Source organism: Billgrantia pellis, from assembly GCF_008297955.1.
Classification (GTDB): domain Bacteria; phylum Pseudomonadota; class Gammaproteobacteria; order Pseudomonadales; family Halomonadaceae; genus Halomonas; species Halomonas pellis.
In genome coordinates this window covers 135,851-158,266 of record NZ_VTPY01000001.1, presented here as the reverse complement: position 1 = coordinate 158,266, position 22,416 = coordinate 135,851, and the positions used below count along the sequence as shown (strand labels likewise).

Below are 22,416 nucleotides of genomic sequence, written 5' to 3'. Positions count from 1 at the left end.
ATGACACTGGAAACCATCCTGCCCCCGGAGCGAGCGCTGTTCGACGTTCCCGGTGGCAGCAAGAAGAGGGTGCTGGAATTCTTCAGCACCTTCATTGCGCAAAACACCCCGAGCCTCGATAGCCAGGAGGTGTTCGGCAGACTGATCGGTCGCGAGCGGCTGGGCAGTACGGGTATCGGTAACGGCGTGGCCATTCCCCATGCCCGCAGCCCTCACTGCCATAGCCCCGTCGCCGCCTTTCTCAAGCTGGCCGAACCCATCGATTTCGACGCCATCGACGGTGAACCGGTCGATCTGGTCTTCGTGCTGCTCGTCCCCGAGGAAGCGGACGATACCCATCTGGCACTGCTGAGCCAGGTCGCCGCCGTGATGAACGATGCCGAGACCCGTGCCCTGTTGCGCAAGAGCGGGAGCCAACGCGAGCTTCATCAACGGCTCATCGACGCCATCCGACGACAGTCTTCGGCCTGACTTCGCCGCACCGTTCGGCCAGCCATCCGACCAGGAGAACCGCCATGCAGCTTGTGATCATCAGCGGCCGCTCCGGCTCCGGCAAGTCGATCGCACTGCAGGCGCTCGAGGATATCGGCTACTACGCCATTGACAATCTCCCGGCCATGCTGCTCGGCGCCCTGGTGGACGAGCTGCGCAGCGCTCCGGTGGCGCAGACCTCCATCGCCGTCAGTATCGATGCGCGCAACCTGCCCCATGCTCTGGAGCGGTTTCCTCGCCTGCTGGAAGAGCTGCGCTCGCGCCACGTCGATTGCCAGGTCATCTACCTCACGACGGATGCCCGCATCCTGCTGGAGCGCTACTCGGCGACGCGACGACGTCACCCACTGACTCGTGGACGGGACATGACGCTGGGCGAAGCCATCGAATCGGAAGACACCACGCTGAGTGATATTCGCAACCTGGCGGATCTGATCATCGACACCTCGCGGCTATCGGTTCACGATCTGCGCGGCCGCATCACCGACCAAGTGGCCAGCCATCACGCCGACCAGCTGACCCTCACCGTGGAGTCGTTCGGTTTCAAGCGAGGCGTCCCGCTCGATGCCGACATCGTCTTCGATGCCCGCTGTCTGCCCAATCCCTATTGGGATCCCCGCCTGCGCTCGGCAACGGGCCGAGAACCCAGCATCGTGGCTTTCCTCGAGCAGTATCCCCTGGTGCAGCAGATGCTCGACGACATCATTGCCTGGGTAGAGCGTTGGCTACCCGCCTATCGCGACTCGCATCGCAGCTACCTGACCGTTGCCATCGGCTGTACCGGGGGACAGCATCGTTCGGTCTACCTGGCCGAGCGACTGGCGTATCATCTGGCCCAACGACACCCCGACGTGCGCATCCGCCACCGGGAACTCGGCATCCATACCCCGGTCGCTCCAGAGCAGGAGGTGATTCCGGCATCCATCGTCAGTAAGGAATCCTGAGCGTGCCCAGCCGCAAACTGACCCTGACCAACAAGCGTGGCCTGCATGCCCGCGCCGCCACCAAGCTGGTACAGCGCTGCCAGCCCTTTCGGGCCCAGGTCACCGTCACCCGCGGAAGCCAGCAGGCGGACGCCAGCAACATCATGGCACTGCTGATGCTGGGCGCCCCCTGTGGCACTGAGCTCGAGATACATGCCGAGGGAGAAGACGCTACCGAAGCGCTGCAAGCCGTCGAGGCTTTGTTCGAGGCCCGCTTCGATGAGGATACGTAGACATGGCTGCGCTCCGTCATACCCACCCACTTGGCCGTCAGTAAGCAGCGATGGCCTGCTCCGTTCAGCTGCCGGCGACGGTCATGTCGTCGATCAACCAACTACCGGTATGGATGCTGCCACGGGTGTCGACGTCGCTGCCCACCCCGATCAGGCCACGGAACATCGCTTCGAGATTGCTTGCAACGGTGAACTCCTCCACGGGATGCTGGATCTCACCGTTTTCCACCCAGAAGCCGGCCGCACCGCGTGAGTAGTCGCCGGTGACACCGTTGACCCCCTGCCCCATCAGTTCGGTGACCAGCACACCGCGCCCCATCCGCGACAGCAGCTCCTTGTGCGAGGCCAGCGGTGCCGTGATGCGTAAGTTGCGGGCACCGCCGGCGTTGGCGGTGGTCTGCATGCCAAGTCGACGGGCGCTATAGGCCGAGAGCATGTAGCTGGCCAGGCGACCGCGTTCGACGAAGACATTGTCACGCGTCTGGACGCCGTCGTTGTCGAATGGCGAACTCGCCATGGCACCCTGCTCCATGGGGCGCTCGCCCAAGGTGAACCATTCGGGAAACAGCGTATCACCCAGACGGTCGCACAAGAACGAGGCTTGACGATAAAGCGATCCGCCGGCGATGGCGCTCATCAGATGGCCGATCAACCCGCTCGCCACGGTAGCGTCGAACATGACCGGCAGGCGTCCGGTGGCCGGACGCTGCGCGCCCAGTCGCTGCAGCGTACGTCGCGCCGCACGCCTGCCGACCTCCTCCGCCGACAGCAAATCGCGCGGGTTGCGCGCACTGGTATAGTCATAGTCGCGCTGCATGCCCTTGTCGTCACCGGCAATCAACATGCATGAGAGCGAATGCCGGCTGCCGCGCTGGCTGCCCAGGAAGCCGTGGCTGTTGGCATAGACCCGTACCCCCTCGCCGCTCGAGAGCGAAGCGCCCTCGGATTGGCGAATTCCTGCCTCACCGCGACCGGCCGCCTCGCAGGCCAGCGCCAGTTCGATGGCCTCCTCGGTGGAGAGCTCCCAGGGATGATGCACCTCGAGATCGGGCAGTTCGCTCGCCATCAGCTCGGCATCGGCCAGCCCCGCGGCGGGATCCTTGCCCGTATACAGGGCAATGGCCGTGGCTTTTTCGACCACTTCGCGAATCGAGGCTTCGCTGGCATCGGTTGAAGAGGCGCTGCCCTTGTGCCCGTCGAGGTAGACGGTCACCGCAATGCCCTGGTCCCGGGAGAGTTCGACGGTTTCCACCTCGCCCTCGCGGACGCTAATACCGATTCCCTGATCGACGCTTGCCCCCACCTCGCAGGCATCGGCACCCAGGCGCCGGGCCAGCGCCAGCGCCTGTTCGGCACGTGTTTCCAGCAGCGTCTGCTGGACGGTGGCATCGAAAGCCTTGCTCATGTCATTCTCCCTCGTTACCGGTCGTACCGGCCACCAAACATGTCTTCCCGCCATCCTGCAACGGGCTGGTATACTGCGGCACTTCGCTCTACCTTGACCATCGCGGCCAACCGCGCGCACCTAACGAATTGGATCCGGCATGACTCAGGACGCTCCCTCTCCCGCCGACGATCGGCCCAGCAAGTCCCAGCTCAAGCGCGAAATGCATGCGCTGCAGGCGCTGGGCGAACGGATCATTGCCATGAACCCCGCCGAGCGAGCCCGCTTCCCTCTCTCGGAGGACATGCTGGCGGCCATCGAGGAAACCTCTCGCATCCGCTCCCACGAAGGCCGCCGCCGCCACATGCAGTACGTCGGCAAGCTCATGCGACGCGAGGACCTGGAAACGATCCAGGCCATCTTCGACGAGATCGAGCAGGAGAGCCGCCGCCGCGATCTGGCCTTCCATCGCCTCGAAAAGTGGCGCGACCGACTCATCGACGAAGGCGATGCCGCCGTGGAAGCCTTCATCGAGGAGCACCCCGACGTCGATCGTCAGGCGCTGCGCCAGCTGATCCGCAACGCCAAGAGCGAACGCGAACGGGGCAAACCTCCGGCCAATGCGCGTAAGCTGTTCCGCCTGATCCGCGATACCGCCGGACTGTAAATGACAAGGCTCTCTATCCTCAGGATTGCGTTCCGCCGACGGTGAGCTCGTCCAGCTTCAGCGTCGGCTGTCCTACGCCCACGGGCACGCCCTGCCCCTCCTTGCCGCACACGCCGATACCGGTGTCGAGCTCCAGGTCATGTCCGATCATCGACACCCGCCCCATCGCCTCCGGTCCGTTGCCGATCAAGGTGGCACCCTTGACCGGAGCGGTGATGCGGCCGTCCTCGATCAGGTAGGCTTCGCTGGCCGAGAACACGAACTTGCCCGAGGTGATATCGACCTGGCCGCCGCCGAAGCTGACCGCATAGAGGCCACGTCGAACGCTTCCGATGATATCGGCGGGATCGTCCTGGCCGGCAAGCATATAGGTATTGGTCATGCGCGGCATCGGTAGATGAGCGAAGGACTCTCGCCGGGCATTACCGGTGGGCTGCATGCCCATCAGCCGCGCATTGAGCTTGTCCTGCATGTAGCCGGTGAGGATGCCGTCCTCGATCAACGGCGTGTACTGGCCCGGCGTACCCTCGTCGTCCACGCTCATCGAGCCGCGTCGGTCGGCCAGAGTGGCATCGTCGACGACCGTCACACCGGGAGCCGCCACGCGTTGCCCCATACGGTCGGCGAAAGCGGAGCTGCCCTTGCGATTGAAATCGCCCTCCAGGCCATGCCCCACCGCTTCGTGAAGCAATATGCCGGGCCAGCCGGGACCGAGCACCACGGGTAGCTGGCCCGCCGGGGCATCCACCGCTTCCAGGTTGACCAGCGCCTGGCGCACCGCCTCCTTGGCGAAACGCTCGGCCACGTTCTCGTCGCGCAGGCGGGCCATGGCGTAGCGACCGCCGCCGCCGGCGCTGCCGCGCTCGCGCCGCCCGCCTTTCGCCGCAATCACGCTGACGTTGAACCGCACCAAGGGACGTATGTCCGCGGCCAGCGTGCCGTCGCTGGCTCGCACCAGCATCACCTCGTATTCGCCCGTGAGCGATGCACTGACCTGAACCACGGAGGGGTCTGCGGCCCGCGCGATCCGATCGGCCTGCTTGAGCAGAGCGATCTTATCTTCGGCCTTGAGCCCGGCGAGCGGATCGATGTCGGCATAGCGCGGCGCCGACTGACTCGCCACACGCGGTGCGACCGCCATGCGACGGCCGCTGCGCACGATGCCCGATGCCGTACGCCCCGTCTCGGCCAGCGCATCGGCGGTAATCTGATTGGAATAGGCGAACCCGGTCTTCTCCCCGGCCATCGCACGCACTCCGACTCCGCCGTCGATGTTGTACCCGGCCTCCTTGACCTCACCGTCCTCGAGGACCCAGCTTTCGTGCCAGCTGCGCTGGAAATAGAGATCGGCATAGTCGATGCCCGGGGTCAGAACATGGCCCAGGCCGACATCGAGCGCATCGATGTCCAGCCCGCCGGGGCGCAACAGAATCTCGGCGGCGGTATCGAGAAGGGCAGGTGATGGTGTCGTCATTCGGCAGTTTCCAATTTGATCTCGGGCGAGGTCCAGGGACCGCGCACGCGATAGTGAATTCGGGTGGCTCGATCGAGAACGCGACCAAACAGGCGATCGGCAATGAAGAGCGCTCCTCCCACCACCGGTGCTCCAGCAATGACGGCGGCCAACGGCAAATTGCTGCTTACCGGGACTGTGACGCTCAGGTGCTGGTCGAGTTCCCGGCGCGCAAGATCCACTGTGCCGTCAAGAGTGAAAGTGGTCGCCGGCCCGTCGATGCGTACCGGCCCGTTCGTCTCGAGAACGCCTTCATAAAGGGTAGCAGCCCCGCTCACGCGATCGAAGGCCGTGCCCTGGCCGGTAACGTCGGAAAAGTCCATGCGCAGCCGGCGTAGCAGGTTATCCACGTTCAGCAGCCCGACCAGCCGCGCCGTGGGCGATTCCAACTGAACGAAGCGACCGTCGCGCAGCTCCACATCGAGGCTGCCGCGCGAACGGGCCAGAGCGAACTGCCAGGGAGGCCCCGGCCAGGCCAGCTGGCTTCGCACCCGAGCCTCGCCACTGCGGATGGAAACCGGCTGCCCGAGCACCTCCAATGCGGATCCCAGGTCGCTGCCGTCCAGGTTGAACCGCGACCGAGTCAAGCTGTCGTCCGGACCTGCGGACTCCCAGACCAGCTCACCCGTCGCCGATACCCGCCCCAGCGTCAGCCCCAGAGGCCCCAGTACGAGTCGTTCAGGCTCGCTCTCCCAACGGGTCGTGAGCGGCCCCATGTCGCGCCCCTGATAGCGAATGTCGGCAATCCGCAGGCGCCCGTTCGGCAACTCGGCGATCCATGCCGGCAGCGGCGTCGGGTCGGGAGGCACATCCAGCTCCTCTAGCAACTCTCCCGTTCCTCCCGTCTGCGCCGGTAGCAGGCCATCGAGGGTCAGTCGTTCCAGCGCGATATCCAGCGCCGCGTCGACTGCCGGGCGGTAATCGAAGTGACCTTCGAGCAAGCTCCCCTCGAGGTCGACCCGCCACCCCGCGTCGGCGCGCGGGCGCGCCTCGAAGGTCATCGGGCCGAGACAGCCTTCGCGGGGGCCTACCAGGCAAGCGGCCTCGATCCGCAGTCGATTCACGGCCTCGGCACCAGAGAGCGTTTCTGCGCCGCTTCCGGTCATGGGGGTGAGCGCCGAGACCCATTCGCGCAGGTCCAGACGTGACTGGTAGAACGTCGCCTCCCAGCCTTCACGCTCGGGCCAGATCGGTGCGTCGGGCAGTCGCCCGAACCACAGCTGCCCTTGCCCCAGGTCGGAATAGGGCAGCCCACGCCAGCGCAAGCGGGCCTCTCCGCCGAGCTCCGCCTCCACCCGTTCCCGATCCAGATCGGCCTCCAGCCACAGCGGACGCGACTCGCCGGCCGTCTTGCCAAGCGGGGGTGGCAGATCGATCGCGACACCTTGAAGGCTGCTGTCAAAGCGAAAGGTGTTGCGAGAGTCGCCCAGCGTCAACCGACCACGCCAGGGCAACCGCCCGGAGAAACGCGTGCCGAGGCCGCCTACACCGCCGACCTCGAGCAGGCGCGCGACTTGCATTGCCCCTTCGAGCTCCACGCGCCCCTCCAGGGTATCGATGTCAGCGCTGATCGGCCCACCGAGCAGACCCGCCTCGAGACGGCCCGCCAGGCCGCCCTCCTCGTTACGCTGCTGCCAGGTGAGCGGCCCATTGAGGTCACGGAAGGCCACGTCGAACGGCAAGTAGACGAGCCGCTCCAGCGCCACTTGCGTGTCCAGTGCAAGCGTGAAGTCGTCCTCGCCCCCTTCCCCCAACCGCATGGCCAGTTCAAGCCGGCCGGCAGTATTTCCCTCGCCACGCCAGTCATCGACCCGCTCCATACCGTCGACGGGAAGCGCACGCAGATAGCGGCGCAACGCTTCGCCGTCGGCGGTCAGGTCACCGCTGATTCGCAGCATGTCGTCGGCGAGACTCACGCGCCCGTTACGCCCACGGATCCCGAGACTCTCGGCATGGTGGACCTCGGCTTCAAGCGTATCGATGCCCGCCGTGAGATGCCCTTCGAGCGCCTCGAGCGCCGGCCACTCGGGATCGAAGGGCAGGCGCCCCTCTTCGATCGCGAGATCGAGCCTCAGGCGCGGCGGGACGGATTGCCCATCGCGCTGCAGTGGCAGGTGCAGCTTGAGTTCGCCGGCCGGCACCCGGCCGGCCACGCCCTCTGCCAGCCAGGCATCCAGTTGCTCCCCCATCACGTCAACGGGTAGCCAGTCGGTCAGTGGTCGATCGACCGCGTCAACGTCGCGAAAACGCAGATCGAGCCCCAGGCCGCCGCGCATGCCACCGCCGATTGCCAGGCCGAAACCGCCCTCGACCTCAGCGCCCTGCCAGCCGGCCCTGAGCCCTCGACCACTGACGAAGGTACGCGGCCCTTCGTAGGTCCAGCGCACCTCACCGCTTGCGTGTGTCAGAGCCATGGGCTCCGCGTAGACCTGAGGAATCCTGAGCACGGGACCGTCGACGCCGATGAATTCGACACGTCCAGTGAAGTCGCGCGCCTCGACCCAGGCATCCAGCGGGCCGCCCCCCGGCACTTCGTCCAGCGGCGAGACCTCGACGCGGTGCACGGCAGCCTGAGCGATCCACTGACCGTCACGCCGGCCGAAGCCGAGGCCAGTGACCAGTCCGCGGGGGTCGAGGGCGTCGATGGTACGAATCAACCCCTCGGGCAACAGCACACGCTCACGCCAAGCGGCCAGCGAGGCCAGCTCGAACTGGCTGGTGTTGAGCCACCAGCCCTCGCCGTCGCTTCGCACATGCCAGAAGTGAGGCAGCGCCGGCTTCTTCTCGTCCTCCAGCTCTCGCGGCTCCGCCCAGTTCGCCGCCGAGGCGTCGCCCTGAAGCCAGGCCTCCCAGCCTTCGTCGCCCCGCAGCCACTGGCCACGGGCACGGAAGGGCTCCAGCACGATGGGTTCGTCGTCGCGCCGTAGGGCGAGACGCGGCACGTCGACGTCAAGGCGGGCATCGGCCAGGGCACCTCGGTGCCAGCGGCCCCAGAGCGTCACGTCACCGCTGGCATCCTCCAACTGCAGAGGATCGCCGTAAGTGAAGACCTCTACCAGGTCGATCAAGGTATCGAGCTTCATCTCGGCCTGCAGCGCGGCACTGAAATCGCGCAGCCCGCCAGGGCCGGGGAAGACCTCCAGTGCGGCCTGCAGCGTCGCTTCCTCCTGCCCCATCAGGTGCACTTCGCCTTCCAGGTGAGCATGTCGGTCGTCGCCGGTAAGCAGCAGGCGCGGCGCCGTCATGTCGAGTCTGCGGGTGCGGCCATGCAGCACCAGCCTCACGTCCTCGACCCAGGCCCGCTGGCGCAGGAGCTGCCCGACCATGGCATCCATCTGGCTGAGGTCGAACTCGCCCTCTATCAGCGCCGCGGGAAGATCGGCGGGGTCGGGCCAGTGCCAGTCGCCCTGTTCATCCTGGTAGAGGTGCAGCGTCAGTCCGCTCAGGCGGGCATCCGCGATTACCGGCATGCCCGCGCGCAGGCTGGCAGCGGTGTCGAGTCGCATCCGGGCATGCCCGACCTCGAGCAGTGGCAGGCCGGTGTCGTCCTCGCGGGTGGTGACGGTGAGGCCGCCGCTCTCCAGTGTCGGATCCAGCCCGACCATGCGGGCTTCTAGCTGCGCCAGGCGCACCGACGCGCCCGAGCGCGCTTCCAGCAGCCGCTCCACGCGCGGCGCCAGTTCGTCGATTTGCGTCAGGGCAAAGCGCAGCAACAGCGTGAGCACGGCCACCAGCGCCAGCACGACGGCCAGCAGGGTAAGCGTCCAGCGAGCGACCAGGCGAAGCGGATACATCGGCCGCTCACATCAGTACGATATCGTACTGCTCCTGGGAATAGTGCCCCTCGACCTGGAAGCGGATGGTCTTGCCAATGAAGCTTTCCAGATCGGCCACCGCGGCCGATTCCTCGTCGAGCAACCGATCCACCACCGGCTGAGAGGCCAGTACCATATAGGTTTCCGCGTTGTAGGCGCGTTCCTCGCGCAGGATCTCGCGGAAGATTTCGTAGCAGACCGTCTCGGCGGTTTTCAGGGTGCCCCGCCCGCTACAGGTGGGACATGCCTCGCATAAGGTCTGCTCCAGGCTCTCGCGTGTGCGCTTGCGCGTCAACTGCACCAGTCCCAACTCGGTGACCCCGGTGCACTTGGTCTTGGCATGGTCACGCTCCAGCGCCTTTTCGAGCACTCGCAGCACCTGGCGCTGATGCTCGGGATCTTCCATGTCGATGAAATCGATGATGATGATGCCGCCCAGGTTGCGCAGACGCAGCTGGCGGGCGATGGCGTTGGCCGCCTCGAGGTTGGTCTTGAATATGGTTTCCTCGAGATTGCGATGCCCCACGTAGCCGCCGGTGTTGACGTCGATGGTCGTCATCGCCTCGGTGGGATCGATCACCAGGTAGCCACCGGACTTGAGCTGCACCTTGCGACCCAGCGCCTTCTGGATCTCATCCTCGACGCTGTAGAGATCGAAGATGGGCCGTTCACCCGGGTAGTACTCGATGCGGGCGCTGGAGTCCGGCATGAATTCTTCGGCGAACTCGACCAGCTTGACGTAGTTCTCCCGCGAGTCGATACGCACCTTTTCGATCTCGTCGCGCATCAGGTCCCGCAGGGTGCGGATGAACAACGGCAAGTCGTCGTATATCACACTGGGCGCGGGGGCGGTCAGCTTGCGCTCGCTGACCTTGCGCCACAGCCGCAGCAGGAAGTGCATATCGGCGTAGAGTTCGTCCCTACCCACGCTCTCGGCCGCCGTGCGCACGATGAAGCCACCGGTGACCTCGATCTCCTGCTCGCTCTGGCAGACTTCGAGCAGCTCGCGCAAACGCTCGCGTTCACGCTCGTCCTCGATGCGCTGGGAGACACCGTTGTGGGGAGAATCGGGCATATAGACCAGATAGCGTGACGGCACCGACAGGTGCGTGGTCAGGCGCGCCCCCTTGGTGCCGATGGGGTCCTTGGTTACCTGTACCACCAGGGCCTGCCCCTCGTGCAACAACTGGCCGATCGAGACCTGTTCCTCTGGCGGCGTACCCGGCGGCATCACTTCGTGGGCGTGAATGAAAGCCGCCCGGTCGAGGCCGATGTCGACGAAGGCGGCCTGCATGCCGGGAAGCACCCTCACCACGCGACCCTTATAGATATTGCCGACGATGCCGCGCCGCCGCGTGCGCTCGATCAGCGCCTCCTGCAGTACGCCGTTCTCCACCACGGCAACGCGGGTTTCCATCGGCGTCAGGTTGATGAGTACTTCGCCGCTCATGCGGAATCCTTGTCCAATTCGTCTTCGCCGCATTATGACATAGGGAGTCGGCTAGACGGCATTCCCTTGTACGCACCACAGCGGCACACGCTGTCGCGCCAGCAGACGCGCGGTCTCGAACAGCGGCAGCCCGACGACCGCGGAGTGGCTGCCCTCGATGCGCTCGACAAACACCGCCGCCAGCCCTTGTATGGCATAGCCACCTGCCTTGTCGGCCGGTTCGCCGGTGGCCCAGTAGGCTGCAATCTCGTGCTCGTCAATGTCGCGCATCCGCACCCTTGTCGCCACGCAGACATCCAGTAGGCCTACCGGCCCCGTCACGGCGACGGCGGTCAGTACCTGGTGGTCCCGTCCCGACAATCGCCGCAGCATCGCCGCCGCCTCGTCCGCTCCACCCGGCTTGCCGAGGATTTGGCCGTCGCACACGACGGCAGTATCGGACCCCAGCGTGGGCAACGGCGAAAGCTGCGCTCCGGCCATTGCCTTCTCGCGCGCCAACCGTAGCACATAGGCTTCGGCGATCTCGCCGGGGCGCGGCGTCTCGTCGATAGCGACCGGCTTCACCTCGACCCTGACACCGATCGAGGCCAGCAGTTCACGCCGCCGTGGAGAGGCCGACGCCAGGCACAGCATCGAAGCATCGGCAGAGCGAGCGTCCGGAGGCGTTCGGGTTGCCATCGCCATGCCCTCACTCCCCACCCGACAGGCGACGTTCGAAGGCCTGAAACATGGTGGTCCACCACGGCCAGAGTATGGCCCCGATCAGCGAGGGCAGCAGGAAGGCCAGATGCATCGAGAAGGAGCCGAATAGAGTGCGCAGCCACTGCTCGACCAGTTGCACCAGGCCCAGCAGTACCAGTACCAACAGGGCCTGCTGCAACAGCGAGTAGGCACGAAAGCGCGGGTAGATCAGCGCCGAGAGAAAGGCGAGCAGCGATAGCAGCAAGGCGTTCTGACCCAGCGGCGCCGCCTCGATCAGGTCGAGCAACAGTCCCAACACGAAGCCGTGAAGAACGCCCACCCGGTCGGGTGCCGACATGCACCAATAGAGAAGCATCAGGCCCAGCCAGTCGGGACGCCATATTTGCCAGCCCTCGGCCAGGGGCATGACCTGAAGGCTTAGCGCCAGCAACAGCGTAAGCCAGATCCACAGTAGCGAGGTGCGATACCCGGTGGCCATTACCCTTCCCCCTGTGCCGCCGGGGGCGATTCGATGTCGCCCATGTCGTCGACCGGCTCACGATCCCACAGCGCATCGTCGGGTACCGGCGCCGGCTCGGGGGGGAAGATCAGCAGGAAGTGTCGCGACCGCTGCAAGCGGGCGACGGGGGCAGCCGTGACCCGTGCGAACGGCTGTCCCGGATCGTGGACCACCTCCGTGACGCGTGCCACCGGGTAGCCCGGCGGAAAACGGCCGGCCAGGCCCGAGGTGACCAGCAGGTCGCCCTCACGGATGTCGGCCGTATCCGGCACGTGCAGCACACGTAGGGCATCGTACTGGCCGCTACCCTGCAGCACGAAGCGCAGCCCGTTGCGGTTGATCTGAACCGGTAGCGCGTGGCTGACGTCGGCTACCATCAACACCCGGCTGGAATAAGCGGAAACCGCCGTCACCTGCCCCACCAGACCTGAGGCATCCATGACCGGCTGTCCAACGAAGGCGCCGTCGCGGCGACCGCGGTCGATCACCATCTGATGAGTGAAGGGGTCGGCATCCAGCGACAGCAGTTCGGCGGTGATATAGGGCGCATCCAGGCGTGCGGCGGCGCCAAGGAGCTCGCGCAGGCGCACGTTCTCGGCGGTCAGGCTCGACATATGCTGGACACGGTGCGACAAGTGCAGAATCTGCTCGCGCAGGCGGCGGTTCTCCTCCACCAGAGCGCGCTGTTCGGAAAGCGCCAGCGAGCCCCAGGCAAGCACATCGCTGGGCACGGCGACCAACCATTGGATGGGAGCGACCAGGGTAGTGAGATGGCCACGCACCTCCTCCATGCGAGTGAACCGATGATCGACGAACATCAGCGCAGCCGCGACTACCGCACACAGCAGCATGCGGTAGCCAGGCACGGAAGCGTGCGAGAACAGCGGTTTGATAAACGTTCCCCCCGCACCAGGCGCCAACCGACCGGCGGCGCTTAATTTATTCGTCGATTCTCACAGACCCGTTCTGCAGACACCGATGCTCGGTCTTGCGGCGTCAAGCGGCGGCTTGAAACCTCACCGGCCGGGGGGTCCCAAGCCGTACCAATGCCGGCCTTGCGCCTACGTCAGTCGCTCGAGAGCAGCTCGAAGGTGTGCCGATCGATCATCTCGAGGGCCTTGCCGCCGCCGCGTGCCACGCAGGTCAGCGGATCCTCGGCCACGATCACCGGCAATCCGGTTTCCTCGGCGATGAGCTTGTCCAGATCGCGCAGCAGGGCGCCGCCGCCGGTTAGCACCAGGCCGCGCTCGGCGATATCCGACGCGAGTTCGGGAGGCGATTGCTCCAGGGCGCTCTTGACCGCGGCGACGATTGAGGAGAGCGTTTCCTGCAGGGCATCGAGAATTTCGTGCGAATTCAAAGTGAAGCTGCGCGGGATGCCCTCGGCCAGGTTGCGGCCACGCACGTCGATCTCACGTAGCTCGCCGCCGGGGTAGGCGCAGCCGATCTCCTCCTTGATGCGCTCCGCGGTGGCCTCGCCGATCAGGCTGCCGTAGTGCCGCCGCACATAGGCGGAGATGGCCTCGTCGAAGCGATCGCCGCCGACGCGGATCGATTCGGAATAGACCACGCCGTTGAGCGAGATGATAGCGATCTCGGTGGTGCCACCGCCGATATCCACTACCATCGAACCCTGCGCATCATCGACCGGCAACCCGGCACCGATGGCGGCGGCCATGGGCTCCTCGATCAGGAACACCTCGCGAGCGCCCGCCCCCTCGGCGGATTCCTTGATCGCGCGACGCTCGACCTGTGTCGACATGCAAGGCACGCAGACCAGCACACGTGGGCTCGGCGTGAGGAAGGTGCTCTGGTGTACCTTGCGGATGAAGTGCTGGAGCATCTGCTCGGTGACGGTGAAGTCGGCGATCACCCCGTCCTTCATCGGACGGATGGCGGTGATGTTGCCCGGCGTACGGCCCAGCATGCGCTTGGCGTCCGCCCCCACCGCGGCCACGCTGCGCATGTTGCCGGACTGGCGAATGGCCACTACCGAAGGCTCATCGAGCACGATACCGCGACCGCGGACGTAGATTAGCGTATTGGCCGTACCCAGATCGATGGAAAGATCGCTGGAGAACAGCCCCCTCAAGCGTTTGAACATGGACGTCGTTACCTAGTGCAGACCGGGACCAGTGCGGAGGCAAACGGTATCATCGCCGCCTCCATGCAGCAAGCGAGATGGCACCGTCCCAGGCGCGAGAAGCGTGCCCGACAGGCCTCGAATATGGTACCTTTTCCAGCTGTTCATAACACTCAATCCGTGCGAGGACACACAGCTCATGGCGCTTGAACACGCAGACGTGCAGCGGGCCGCCCACCTGGCCCGGCTTGGCCTGAACGACGAGGACGCCACTCGCTACGTGGACGACCTCGGCCGTATTCTCGAAATGGTCGACATGCTCCAGGCCCTCGACACCGAGGGTGTCGCGCCGCTGGCCCATCCGCTCGACGTCACGCAGCGCCTGCGTGCCGACGAGGTCACGGAAGGCGACCAGCGCGAGCGTTTTCAGCGTTGCGCTCCGGCCGTTGAGAATGGGCTCTACCTGGTGCCCCGCGTCGTCGAGTGAGCCTCGAACGCGCTCGCCAACGCTCCTTCGTTCCCTAACGCTTTCAACGGCACGCCTTCATGGAGCCATGCCGCATGCATGACAAGACACTGGCCGAACTGGCCCGCTCGCTCGACGCCGGCGAGTTCTCCAGCCACGAGCTGACCCAACACCTGCTGGGCCGCATCGACCGTCTCGACGGTGAGCTGAACAGTTTCATCACCGTCACCTTCGATCAGGCCCTCGCCACCGCCGATGCCGCCGACAAGACCCGCGCCGCGGGCAAGGCCGGCCCGCTGACCGGATTGCCGCTGGCGCTCAAGGACATCTTCTGTACCCGCGACGTCAGGACCACCGCCGGCTCGCGAATGCTCGACAACTTCGTCTCGCCCTACGACGCCACCGTGGTCGAGAAGCTCGCCACGGCCGGCACCGTGAGCCTGGGCAAGACCAACATGGACGAGTTCGCCATGGGCTCCTCCAACGAGAACAGTCACTACGGCCCGGTGAAGAACCCCTGGGACCTCGCCGCGGTACCCGGCGGCTCGTCGGGAGGTAGTGCCGCGGCGGTCGCCGCCGGCCTGGTACCGGCCGCCATCGGCACCGACACCGGCGGCTCGATCCGTCAGCCCGCCGCCTTCTGCGGCATCACCGGACTCAAGCCCACCTACGGACGGGTGTCGCGCTACGGCATGATCGCCTACGCCTCGAGCCTCGACCAGGCCGGGCCCATGGCCCGCACCGCCGAGGATTGCGCGCTGCTGCTGTCTGCCATGGCCGGCCACGATCTGCGCGACTCTACCTGCGTGGCGCGCGGCGTGCCCGACTACACCGAGGAGCTCGACACGCCCCTCGCCGGGCTGAAGATCGGTCTGCCCCGAGAATACTTCGGCGATGGCCTGGACCCGCAGGTCGAAACGGCGGTGCGCGACGCCATCAAGGTCTTCGAATCGCTCGGAGCCAGCGTGCGCGAGGTGAGCCTGCCGCACACCCATTACGCAATCCCCGCCTACTACGTCATCGCCCCGGCGGAAGCTTCGTCGAACCTGTCGCGCTTCGATGGCGTGCGCTTCGGCCACCGCTGCGACGCCCCCGTCGACCTGATCGACCTGTACAAGCGCAGCCGTGCCGAGGGTTTCGGCGACGAGGTCAAGCGTCGCATCCTGATCGGTACTCACACGCTCTCTGAAGGCTTCTTCGACGCCTACTACAAGAAGGCCCAGCAGGTGCGTCGCCTGATCCGCCAGGATTTCCTCGACGCCTTCGAGGAGGTCGACGTGCTGATGGGCCCCGCTTCGCCCACCCCTGCCTTCGATCTCGGCGCCAACAAGGATCCGGTGTCGATGTACCTGCAGGACATCTACACCATTGCCGTCAACCTGGCCGGCATCCCCGGCATGAGCGTGCCGGCCGGCTTCGCCGGTCGTCGCCCCGTCGGCCTGCAGATACTGGGCAGCCATTTCACCGAAGCACGGCTGCTCAACGTCGCTCATCAGTTCCAGCAGGCCACCGACTGGCACCGTCAACGTCCCGCCTTCGCCGAGGAGAACGCCTGATGCAATGGGAAACCGTGATCGGGCTGGAGGTGCACGTCCAGCTCGCCACCCGCTCGAAGATCTTTTCCGGCGCCTCCACTGCCTTCGGCGCCGAGCCCAACACTCAGGCCTGTGCCGTCGACCTGGGGCTGCCCGGTGTGCTACCGGTGCTCAATGAAGCCGCGGTCGCCATGGCAGTGAAGTTCGGCCTGGCGATCCACGCCGAGATTCCCGAAGTCTCGGTGTTCGACCGCAAGAACTATTTCTACCCCGACCTGCCCAAAGGCTACCAGACCAGCCAGATGTACCAGCCCATCGTCGGCGCCGGCGTGGTCGAGATCACCCTCGAGGATGGCACCACCAAGCCGATCCGCGTGCACCACGCCCACCTCGAGGAGGATGCCGGCAAGTCGCTGCACGAGGATTACCACGGCATGACCGGGGTCGACCTCAACCGCGCCGGAACACCGCTGCTGGAAATCGTCTCCGAGCCCGATATGCGCAGCGCCAAGGAGGCCGCCGCCTACCTCAAGGCGATCCACTCCATCGTCACCTACCTGGGCATTTCCGACGGCAACATGGCCGAGGGGTCGATGCGCTGCGACGTCAACGTCTCGGTACGCCCCAAGGGCCAGAAAGCCTTCGGCACTCGCGCCGAGATCAAGAACGTCAACTCCTTCCGCTTCGTCGAGCGCGCCATCGCCTATGAGGTGGAGCGCCAGATAGAACTGCTCGAGGACGACGGCGTCGTGATCCAGGAAACCCGCCTGTTCGACCCCGACCGCGACGAGACGCGCAGCATGCGCACCAAGGAGGAAGCCAACGACTACCGCTACTTCCCCTGCCCCGACTTGCTGCCGGTGGTGCTGGATCAGGCCTATATCGACCATTTGCGCGACAACCTCCCGGAGTTGCCCGCCGACAAGCGCGCCCGCTTCGAGAGCGAGCTAGGGCTCTCCGCCTACGACGCCAGCGTGCTCTCCGCCACGCGCGAGATGGCCGACTACTTCGAGGAAGTCAAGGATGTCTGCGGCGACGCCAAGCAGGCCGCCAACTGGGTACAGGGAGAGCTTGCGGGCGCCCTCAACCGTGAAGGCCTGGCGATCGTCGACAGCCCCGTCTCGGCGCGCCAGCTCGGCGAGCTGATTGCCCGCGTCATCGACGATACGATCAACGGCAAGGCTGCCAAGCAGGTCTTTCAGGCCCTGTGGAACGGTCAGGGCGCCAAGGCCGATGACATCATCGACGCCCAGGGGCTCAAGCAGGTCACCGACACCGGCGCCATCGAGGCGATGATCGACCAGGTAATCGCCGACAGCCCGGCCCAGGTGGCTCAGTATCGCGATGCCGAGCCGGAAAAGCGCGGCAAGATGATCGGCTACTTCGTCGGCCAAGTGATGAAGGCGTCACGCGGCACTGCCAATCCACAGCAGGTCAACCAACTGCTCAAGCAGAAGCTGGACGCCTTCTGCTGAGCGCGCCGAGGCGCCGCCGCAATCGGGCGGCGCCACTTCGATGACGAGGAGACCGGCATGTCGGACGATGTTGGGGTGCGCCTACGCGCCCTACGCACATTGCGCGGCATCTCCCAGCGCGAACTGGCCAAGCGTTGCGGTGTCACTCACTCCAGCCTGTCGCTGATTGAACAGGGCAAGGTCAGCCCCTCGGTCAGTTCGCTGAAGAAGATCCTCGATGCCATCCCCATCAGCGTCGGCGATTTCTTCACGCTGGACATGCAGAGTCGTCATCAGGTCTTCTACGCCGCCGACGAACTCGTCGACATGGGTAGCGGCGAGGTGGTCTACAAGCTCGTCGGCGCCAACCGCGCCAGCCGGGCGCTGGCCTTTCTGATCGAGACCTACCCGCCCGGGGCCGACACCGGCCGCGAGATGATCGCCCATCAGGGCGAGGAGGCCGGCGTGGTGCTCGAGGGCGAGATCGAGATCACCATCGGCGCCGAAACCCGCGTGCTCGGCCCCGGTGAAGCCTATTATTTCGACACCAACGTTCCCCACCGCTTTCGCAACCCCGGCAGCGAGCCCTGCCGACTGGTGAGCTGCTGCACACCGGCACGCGCCTTCTAGCCAGCGCCGCCTCGTCTCTCCTCCTTCCCGCACCCTTCCAGCGCACCGCTCAGCCTGCCCGAGCGAACCGCTTCGAGTCGTTGTCAACCGGCCTATCGGCGGCCTGCGTCAGCCTCGGCGCTTTCCTTCTCTTTTGATAGCGGCCAGGAACGCGACCGCTCGTCATCGAGCTCCAGGCGCGCCCGCTCGACCAAGTCGTCAGGCAACTCCTTTCGCACCGCCACGCCCAATTCCTGGAACTCGGCGGCCTGCTTGATCAAGTTGCCACGGCCATTGACCAGTTGCCCCATGGCGCGGTCGTAGCTGTCGCGCGCCCCGTCGAGTCGAACCTGGATATCCTGCATGCTCTCGAGAAATAGCCGCAGCTTGTTGTAGAACTTCTCGGCGCGGCTGGCCAGCTCAGCGCTGTGGCGGCTCTGGTCCTCGAAGCGCCATAACTGGCGCACCACGTTGAGGCTGGTCAACAGCGTGGTGGGTGTCGCCACCAGCACGTTGTGTTCGATGGCGCGTTGGTAGAGCGTCTCGTCGTGCTTGAGCGCCTCGACGTAGGCCGACTCCACCGGAATGAACATGATCACCACGTCGGGCGAATTGAGCCCCGGCAGGTCGTAGTAGTGCTTGTCAGCGAGTTCGCTGATACGCTCGCCCACCGCCGCGGCATGGGCCGCCAGGGCAAGCTCACGCTCCCGCTCGTCTTCTGCGTTGACGTATCGCACGTAGGCGGCCAGCGAGGTCTTGGCGTCGATCACCAAGTGCCGTCCCTGGGGCAGGTAGACCACCGCATCGGGCCGCCGCCGACCCTCGGCCGTGGTGAAGCTCACCTCGCGCTGATAATCCTTGCCGGCGCGCAGACCGGACCCCTCCAGCACGTTCTCGAGCATCAGTTCGCCCCAGTTGCCCTGGACTTTCTTCTGGCCCTGCAGCGCCTGGGTCAGGCGCTCGGCCTGATCGGTGATCTCGCGATTGAGGGCCTGCAAGTGCCTGAGCTCGGCACGTAGCCCGGCGCGCTGCTCGGTGTCGTGACGATGGATCGTCTCGACCTTCTCGCGAAAACCCTTCATCTCGGCCTGGATCGGCTGCAGCAGACCGCTGATGCGCTGCTGGGAAAGCTCGGAGAAGGCGCGGCCCTTGCGCTCGAGGATCTCGTTGGCCAGATTTTCGAATTCCTGGCGCAACTGGTCGCGACTGTCCCGCAGCAAGGCCACCTGCGCCTCGAAGTGCTGCTGCTTCTGCTCCAGGGTAGTGGCCAGGCGCGCCTCGCTCACCTGCACCTCGCCGAGCGTACGCTGCAGCTCATCAAGGCGTCGCTCACGCTCGACGAGCCGCTCACGCAGTCCGGTCATGGCCGCCTCGTGCCGTGCCGCATCGGCGCGCTGGCGCCGGGCGGCGAGCCAGCCGGCCAGGCCGAGGGCGAGCAGGAACGCCAGCAGCGCCGAAAGCGCCATGGCGTAGCCGGAAGAAAGCGAGGTCAGCAACATCGAAAGATCGGTCAAGGGCATTCTCCTCAAGCGGTAGGGCCAGTATACCCGTCATGGCCGCCCGCTCCTTCCCCCAACGTCATTCCGTCTGTAGTGCCATCCAGACGCTCTTCAGCTCGGAGTACTCCTCCAGGCTGTGGTGCGACTTGTCGCGCCCGTTGCCCGACTGCTTGACGCCGCCGAAAGGCATGGTCTGATCGCCCCCGGCCCAGTTGTTGACAAATACCTGCCCCGACTGCAGCCGCCGCGTCACGCGCATGATGCGGTCGATGTCCTGGCTCCACAGCCCCGCCGCCAGGCCGTAGGGCGTGTCATTGGCCATGAAGATGGCCTCCTCCTCCGTGTCGAAGCCGAACACCGAGAGCACCGGGCCGAAGATCTCCTCGCGACCGATGGTCATGCTCGGCGTCACCCCATCGAACACCGTGGGCAGAATGAATAGCCCCGGGCCGTCGAGGGGCTGACCACCGCTGCGCAGCCGGGCGCCCTCTTCCACCCCCTGGCGGATGTAGTCGAGTATGCGCCGATGCTGGGTCTCGTCGACGATGGCACCCATGAAGCTATCCGGATCGAGTGGGTCGCCGGGCTGCATGCCTTCCGCTGCCTTCAGGACGCGCTCGACAAACTCCTCGCGGATCGCGTTCTCCACCAACAGCCGGGAGCCGGCGATGCACACCTCGCCCTGGTTGTGGAAGATCGCCGCGGCGGCGTGACTCGCCACCTGGTCGAGATCCTTGCAGTCGGCAAAGACGATATTCGGACTTTTGCCGCCGCACTCAAGGTAGACGCGCTTGAGGTTGGACTGACCGGCGTACTGCATCAGCTGCTTGCCCACTTGGGTGGAACCGGTAAAGGCCAGACAATCGACCTCCATGGAGAGCGCCAGCGCCTTGCCTGCGGTATGGCCGAAGCCGGGCAGCACCTGGAAGGTGCCGCGGGGAAGACCGGCCTCGCGAGCCAGGGCAGCCAGACGCAGCGCGGAGAGCGGCGACTTCTCGGAGGGTTTCAGAATGACGCTGTTGCCGGCGGCCAGCGCCGGGGCGATCTTCCAGGCGGTCATCATCAGCGGAAAGTTCCACGGCACGATGGCCGCCACCACGCCGAGCGGCTCGCGCAGGACCAGTGCCAGGGACTCCTCGCCAGTGGGCGCCACCTCGCCGTAAAGCTTGTCGATGCACTCGGCCTGGTAGCGGATGCAGCCGATGGCGCCGGCCATATCGCCGAGCGAACTGGATATCGGCTTGCCCATGTCGAGGGTGTCGATCAGTGCCAATTCGTGCTTGTGGGCCTCCATCAGATCGGCCAGGCGCAGCAGAATCCGCTTGCGCTTGCCCGGCGCGAGACGCGACCACTCGCCGCCGGCAAAGGCCTCACGCGCCACCGCCACGGCGCGCTCGGCATCAGGCTCGTCGCAGCTCGCCACCTGCGCCAGGATCTCGCCGGTGGCCGGGTTGCGCGATTCGAAAGTATCACCGCTGGCGGCGTCGACGAAGGCGTCGTCGATGAAGGCACGCGACTCGAAGGCGAGCCCGGCAGCCATGGTCTGCCAGTCGGCCCGGGTACGCGGGAATTGCGAATGGCTCACGATCGGGTCTCCTCTGAGATGGGTTCGACGCTCTCCCGCCCGGCCAGCCGCCGGGCGGTCTCGTCCAGCGCCTCGCCGGCCAGGCGCACCAGCTCGTCGACCTCGTCGCGAGTGATCACGAGCGGCGGCGAGATCATCATCGTATCACCCACCGAGCGCATCACCAGCCCGAGGTCGAAACAGATGTCACGGCACAGGTTGCCGACGCCCAGCGACTTGGGGAAGCGCCGGGCGGCGGCCTTGTCGGCGACCAGCTCCAGCGCGCCGACCATTCCCAGCGAGCGCGCCTCGCCCACCAGGGGATGCTCGCCGAGCGTGGCCCAGCGCTTGGCCAGGTAGGGTCCGATGTCATCGCGTACGCGCTCGACGATGGCCTCGGCCTGCATCAGCTCGAGGTTCTTGAGCGCCACCGCGGCGCAGGCCGGATGCCCCGAGTAGGTGAAGCCGTGGAAGAATTCGCCGCCGCGCTCGATCAGAGTATCGGCCACACGATCCCCGACCAGCACGCCGCCGATCGGCAGGTAGCCGGACGAGAGTCCCTTGGCGACGGGCATCAGGTCGGGTTCGAGGCCGTAGTGCTGGCTGCCGAACCATTCGCCCAGGCGGCCGAAGCCGCAGATCACTTCGTCCACTACCAGCAGGATGTCGTAGCGCGCCAGCACATCCCTGACGGCCGGCCAGTAGCTCGCCGGTGGAATGACCGCCCCGCCCGCACCTTGCACCGGCTCGGCGATAAAGGCGGCGACATTCTCCTCGCCGAGCTCATGGATTCGCGCCTCGAGCGCGGCGGCGCATTCACGACCGAAGGCCTCCGGCTCGCTGTCTCGCCCTTCACCGAACCAATAGGGCTGTCGCACGTGAGCGATTTTCGGCACCGTGGGACCGCCCTGGGCGTGCATGGGTGCCATGCCGCCGAGACTCATGCCGGCCACGGTGGAGCCGTGGTAGGCATTTTCTCGGGAAATGATCCACTGCTTGTCGGGTTTGCCTTCCAGCGCCCAGAAGCGACGCACCATGCGCAGCACGGTGTCGTTGGCCTCGGAGCCCGAACCGGTAAAAAAGACATGATTCATGTGCGCCGGAGCCAACCGGCACAGGGTCTCGGCCAGCTTCACGGCAGGCGGGTGAGTGCTCTTGAAAAAGCTGTTGTAGTACGGCAATTGGCGCATCTGCTCGCTGGCCGCCTCGACCAGTTCCTCGCGGCCGTAGCCCAGGTTCACGCACCACAGCCCGGCCATGCCGTCAAGGATGCGATGGCCCTCGCTGTCGTGTATGTAGACGCCCTCGGCGCGGGTGACGATCCGGCTCCCCTCCTCCGCCAGTGCCTTGTAATCGGTGAAGGGATGAAGATGGTGCTCACGATCCAGTTGCCGGTAGATCTCGGTCTTCATGAAGTTCTCCCGCTCGGATGTAACGCGGCTCTGCGACGGCGCGCCCGGCTCCATAG

Annotated in this window: 19 protein-coding genes; 8 read left to right on the top strand and 11 right to left on the bottom strand. The window is 65.8% G+C overall.

Going from position 1 to position 22,416, the window contains the following annotated elements; genetic code table 11:
• From ptsN to F0A17_RS00755, 3 genes are read left to right on the top strand one after another with little or no spacing between them, the layout of a single operon-like run.
• Positions 1–471 (top strand): PTS IIA-like nitrogen regulatory protein PtsN, encoded by a 471-nt coding sequence (gene ptsN / locus F0A17_RS00765; RefSeq protein WP_149326439.1) that lies wholly within the window; start codon positions 1–3, stop codon positions 469–471.
• A 44-nt stretch (positions 472–515) separates the two neighbouring features.
• A complete protein-coding gene (gene rapZ, locus F0A17_RS00760; RefSeq protein WP_149326438.1) occupies positions 516–1,436 on the top strand; it encodes an RNase adapter RapZ in 921 nt (306 codons plus the stop codon).
• A gap of 2 nt (positions 1,437–1,438) precedes the next feature.
• Positions 1,439–1,708, top strand: coding sequence for an HPr family phosphocarrier protein (locus tag F0A17_RS00755; RefSeq protein WP_149326437.1), 270 nt, complete (start codon positions 1,439–1,441; stop codon positions 1,706–1,708).
• 64 nt (positions 1,709–1,772) lie between these two features.
• Here F0A17_RS00755 and pmbA read toward each other — a convergent pair whose 3' ends face one another.
• Positions 1,773–3,113 (bottom strand): metalloprotease PmbA, encoded by a 1,341-nt coding sequence (pmbA, locus tag F0A17_RS00750; RefSeq protein WP_149326436.1) that lies wholly within the window; start codon positions 3,111–3,113, stop codon positions 1,773–1,775.
• Between the two features lie 139 nt (positions 3,114–3,252).
• On the opposite strand from pmbA, the gene yjgA reads away from it, so the two are divergent.
• Complete coding sequence (yjgA, locus tag F0A17_RS00745; RefSeq protein WP_149326435.1) at positions 3,253–3,759, top strand: ribosome biogenesis factor YjgA; 507 nt, start codon at positions 3,253–3,255, stop codon at positions 3,757–3,759.
• A 19-nt stretch (positions 3,760–3,778) separates the two neighbouring features.
• On the opposite strand, the gene tldD is transcribed toward yjgA, so the two are convergent.
• The 7 genes from tldD to F0A17_RS00710 form a co-directional block, all read right to left on the bottom strand.
• Positions 3,779–5,233, bottom strand: a complete 1,455-nt coding sequence (tldD, locus tag F0A17_RS00740) for a metalloprotease TldD (protein WP_149326434.1) — start codon at positions 5,231–5,233, stop codon at positions 3,779–3,781.
• Complete coding sequence (locus F0A17_RS00735; protein ID WP_149326433.1) at positions 5,230–9,066, bottom strand: YhdP family phospholipid transporter; 3,837 nt, start codon at positions 9,064–9,066, stop codon at positions 5,230–5,232. Before F0A17_RS00735 ends, tldD begins: the two co-directional genes overlap by 4 nt.
• A 7-nt stretch (positions 9,067–9,073) precedes the next feature.
• Positions 9,074–10,537 (bottom strand): ribonuclease G, encoded by a 1,464-nt coding sequence (gene rng / locus F0A17_RS00730; protein ID WP_149326432.1) that lies wholly within the window; start codon positions 10,535–10,537, stop codon positions 9,074–9,076.
• A gap of 51 nt (positions 10,538–10,588) precedes the next feature.
• Positions 10,589–11,221, bottom strand: coding sequence for a Maf family protein (locus F0A17_RS00725; protein WP_187774579.1), 633 nt, complete (start codon positions 11,219–11,221; stop codon positions 10,589–10,591).
• 4 nt (positions 11,222–11,225) lie between these two features.
• Complete coding sequence (mreD, locus tag F0A17_RS00720; RefSeq protein WP_149326431.1) at positions 11,226–11,717, bottom strand: rod shape-determining protein MreD; 492 nt, start codon at positions 11,715–11,717, stop codon at positions 11,226–11,228.
• Positions 11,717–12,604 (bottom strand): rod shape-determining protein MreC, encoded by an 888-nt coding sequence (gene mreC, locus F0A17_RS00715; RefSeq protein ID WP_267285425.1) that lies wholly within the window; start codon positions 12,602–12,604, stop codon positions 11,717–11,719. Before mreC ends, mreD begins: the two co-directional genes overlap by 1 nt.
• A gap of 200 nt (positions 12,605–12,804) precedes the next feature.
• The gene (locus F0A17_RS00710; RefSeq protein WP_104201758.1) at positions 12,805–13,842 is read right to left on the bottom strand and encodes a rod shape-determining protein; all 1,038 of its coding nucleotides are present in this window, start codon (positions 13,840–13,842) and stop codon (positions 12,805–12,807) included.
• Positions 13,843–14,020: 178 nt separating this feature from the next.
• Here F0A17_RS00710 and gatC point away from each other — a divergent pair, with 178 nt between their 5' ends.
• The 4 genes from gatC to F0A17_RS00690 all read left to right on the top strand — a co-directional run bounded on the left by gatC (position 14,021) and on the right by F0A17_RS00690 (position 17,906).
• The gene (gatC, locus tag F0A17_RS00705) at positions 14,021–14,308 is read left to right on the top strand and encodes an Asp-tRNA(Asn)/Glu-tRNA(Gln) amidotransferase subunit GatC (protein ID WP_149326430.1); all 288 of its coding nucleotides are present in this window, start codon (positions 14,021–14,023) and stop codon (positions 14,306–14,308) included.
• Positions 14,309–14,382: 74 nt separating this feature from the next.
• Complete coding sequence (gene gatA / locus F0A17_RS00700; protein WP_149326429.1) at positions 14,383–15,843, top strand: Asp-tRNA(Asn)/Glu-tRNA(Gln) amidotransferase subunit GatA; 1,461 nt, start codon at positions 14,383–14,385, stop codon at positions 15,841–15,843.
• Positions 15,843–17,297: an Asp-tRNA(Asn)/Glu-tRNA(Gln) amidotransferase subunit GatB gene (gene gatB, locus F0A17_RS00695; RefSeq protein ID WP_149326428.1), complete on the top strand. Its 1,455-nt coding sequence runs from the start codon at positions 15,843–15,845 to the stop codon at positions 17,295–17,297. Before gatA ends, gatB begins: the two co-directional genes overlap by 1 nt.
• A 57-nt stretch (positions 17,298–17,354) precedes the next feature.
• Entirely contained in the window at positions 17,355–17,906 is a 552-nt protein-coding gene (locus tag F0A17_RS00690) for a cupin domain-containing protein (protein WP_149326427.1), read from the top strand.
• A gap of 92 nt (positions 17,907–17,998) precedes the next feature.
• On the opposite strand, the gene F0A17_RS00685 is transcribed toward F0A17_RS00690, so the two are convergent.
• The 3 genes from F0A17_RS00685 to F0A17_RS00675 form a co-directional block, all read right to left on the bottom strand.
• A complete protein-coding gene (locus F0A17_RS00685) occupies positions 17,999–19,399 on the bottom strand; it encodes a DNA recombination protein RmuC (RefSeq protein ID WP_149326426.1) in 1,401 nt (466 codons plus the stop codon).
• A 64-nt stretch (positions 19,400–19,463) separates the two neighbouring features.
• Positions 19,464–20,924: an aldehyde dehydrogenase gene (locus tag F0A17_RS00680; RefSeq protein ID WP_149326943.1), complete on the bottom strand. Its 1,461-nt coding sequence runs from the start codon at positions 20,922–20,924 to the stop codon at positions 19,464–19,466.
• Positions 20,925–20,965: 41 nt separating this feature from the next.
• Entirely contained in the window at positions 20,966–22,360 is a 1,395-nt protein-coding gene (locus F0A17_RS00675) for an aspartate aminotransferase family protein (RefSeq protein WP_149326425.1), read from the bottom strand.
• Between the last annotated feature and the right edge of the window lie 56 nt (positions 22,361–22,416).

What these genes read in the sequence shown, in the direction of transcription:
- ptsN (WP_149326439.1), top strand. Translation starts at nt 1, where the DNA reads ATGACACTGGAAACCATCCTGCCCCCGGAGCGAGCGCTGTTCGACGTT.
- rapZ (WP_149326438.1), top strand. Translation starts at nt 516, where the DNA reads ATGCAGCTTGTGATCATCAGCGGCCGCTCCGGCTCCGGCAAGTCGATC.
- pmbA (WP_149326436.1), bottom strand. Translation starts at nt 3,113, where the DNA reads ATGAGCAAGGCTTTCGATGCCACCGTCCAGCAGACGCTGCTGGAAACA.
- yjgA (WP_149326435.1), top strand. Translation starts at nt 3,253, where the DNA reads ATGACTCAGGACGCTCCCTCTCCCGCCGACGATCGGCCCAGCAAGTCC.
- tldD (WP_149326434.1), bottom strand. Translation starts at nt 5,233, where the DNA reads ATGACGACACCATCACCTGCCCTTCTCGATACCGCCGCCGAGATTCTG.
- F0A17_RS00735 (WP_149326433.1), bottom strand. Translation starts at nt 9,066, where the DNA reads ATGTATCCGCTTCGCCTGGTCGCTCGCTGGACGCTTACCCTGCTGGCC.
- rng (WP_149326432.1), bottom strand. Translation starts at nt 10,537, where the DNA reads ATGAGCGGCGAAGTACTCATCAACCTGACGCCGATGGAAACCCGCGTT.
- F0A17_RS00725 (WP_187774579.1), bottom strand. Translation starts at nt 11,221, where the DNA reads ATGGCGATGGCAACCCGAACGCCTCCGGACGCTCGCTCTGCCGATGCT.
- mreD (WP_149326431.1), bottom strand. Translation starts at nt 11,717, where the DNA reads ATGGCCACCGGGTATCGCACCTCGCTACTGTGGATCTGGCTTACGCTG.
- F0A17_RS00710 (WP_104201758.1), bottom strand. Translation starts at nt 13,842, where the DNA reads ATGTTCAAACGCTTGAGGGGGCTGTTCTCCAGCGATCTTTCCATCGAT.
- gatC (WP_149326430.1), top strand. Translation starts at nt 14,021, where the DNA reads ATGGCGCTTGAACACGCAGACGTGCAGCGGGCCGCCCACCTGGCCCGG.
- gatA (WP_149326429.1), top strand. Translation starts at nt 14,383, where the DNA reads ATGCATGACAAGACACTGGCCGAACTGGCCCGCTCGCTCGACGCCGGC.
- gatB (WP_149326428.1), top strand. Translation starts at nt 15,843, where the DNA reads ATGCAATGGGAAACCGTGATCGGGCTGGAGGTGCACGTCCAGCTCGCC.
- F0A17_RS00690 (WP_149326427.1), top strand. Translation starts at nt 17,355, where the DNA reads ATGTCGGACGATGTTGGGGTGCGCCTACGCGCCCTACGCACATTGCGC.
- F0A17_RS00680 (WP_149326943.1), bottom strand. Translation starts at nt 20,924, where the DNA reads ATGGCTGCCGGGCTCGCCTTCGAGTCGCGTGCCTTCATCGACGACGCC.
- F0A17_RS00675 (WP_149326425.1), bottom strand. Translation starts at nt 22,360, where the DNA reads ATGAAGACCGAGATCTACCGGCAACTGGATCGTGAGCACCATCTTCAT.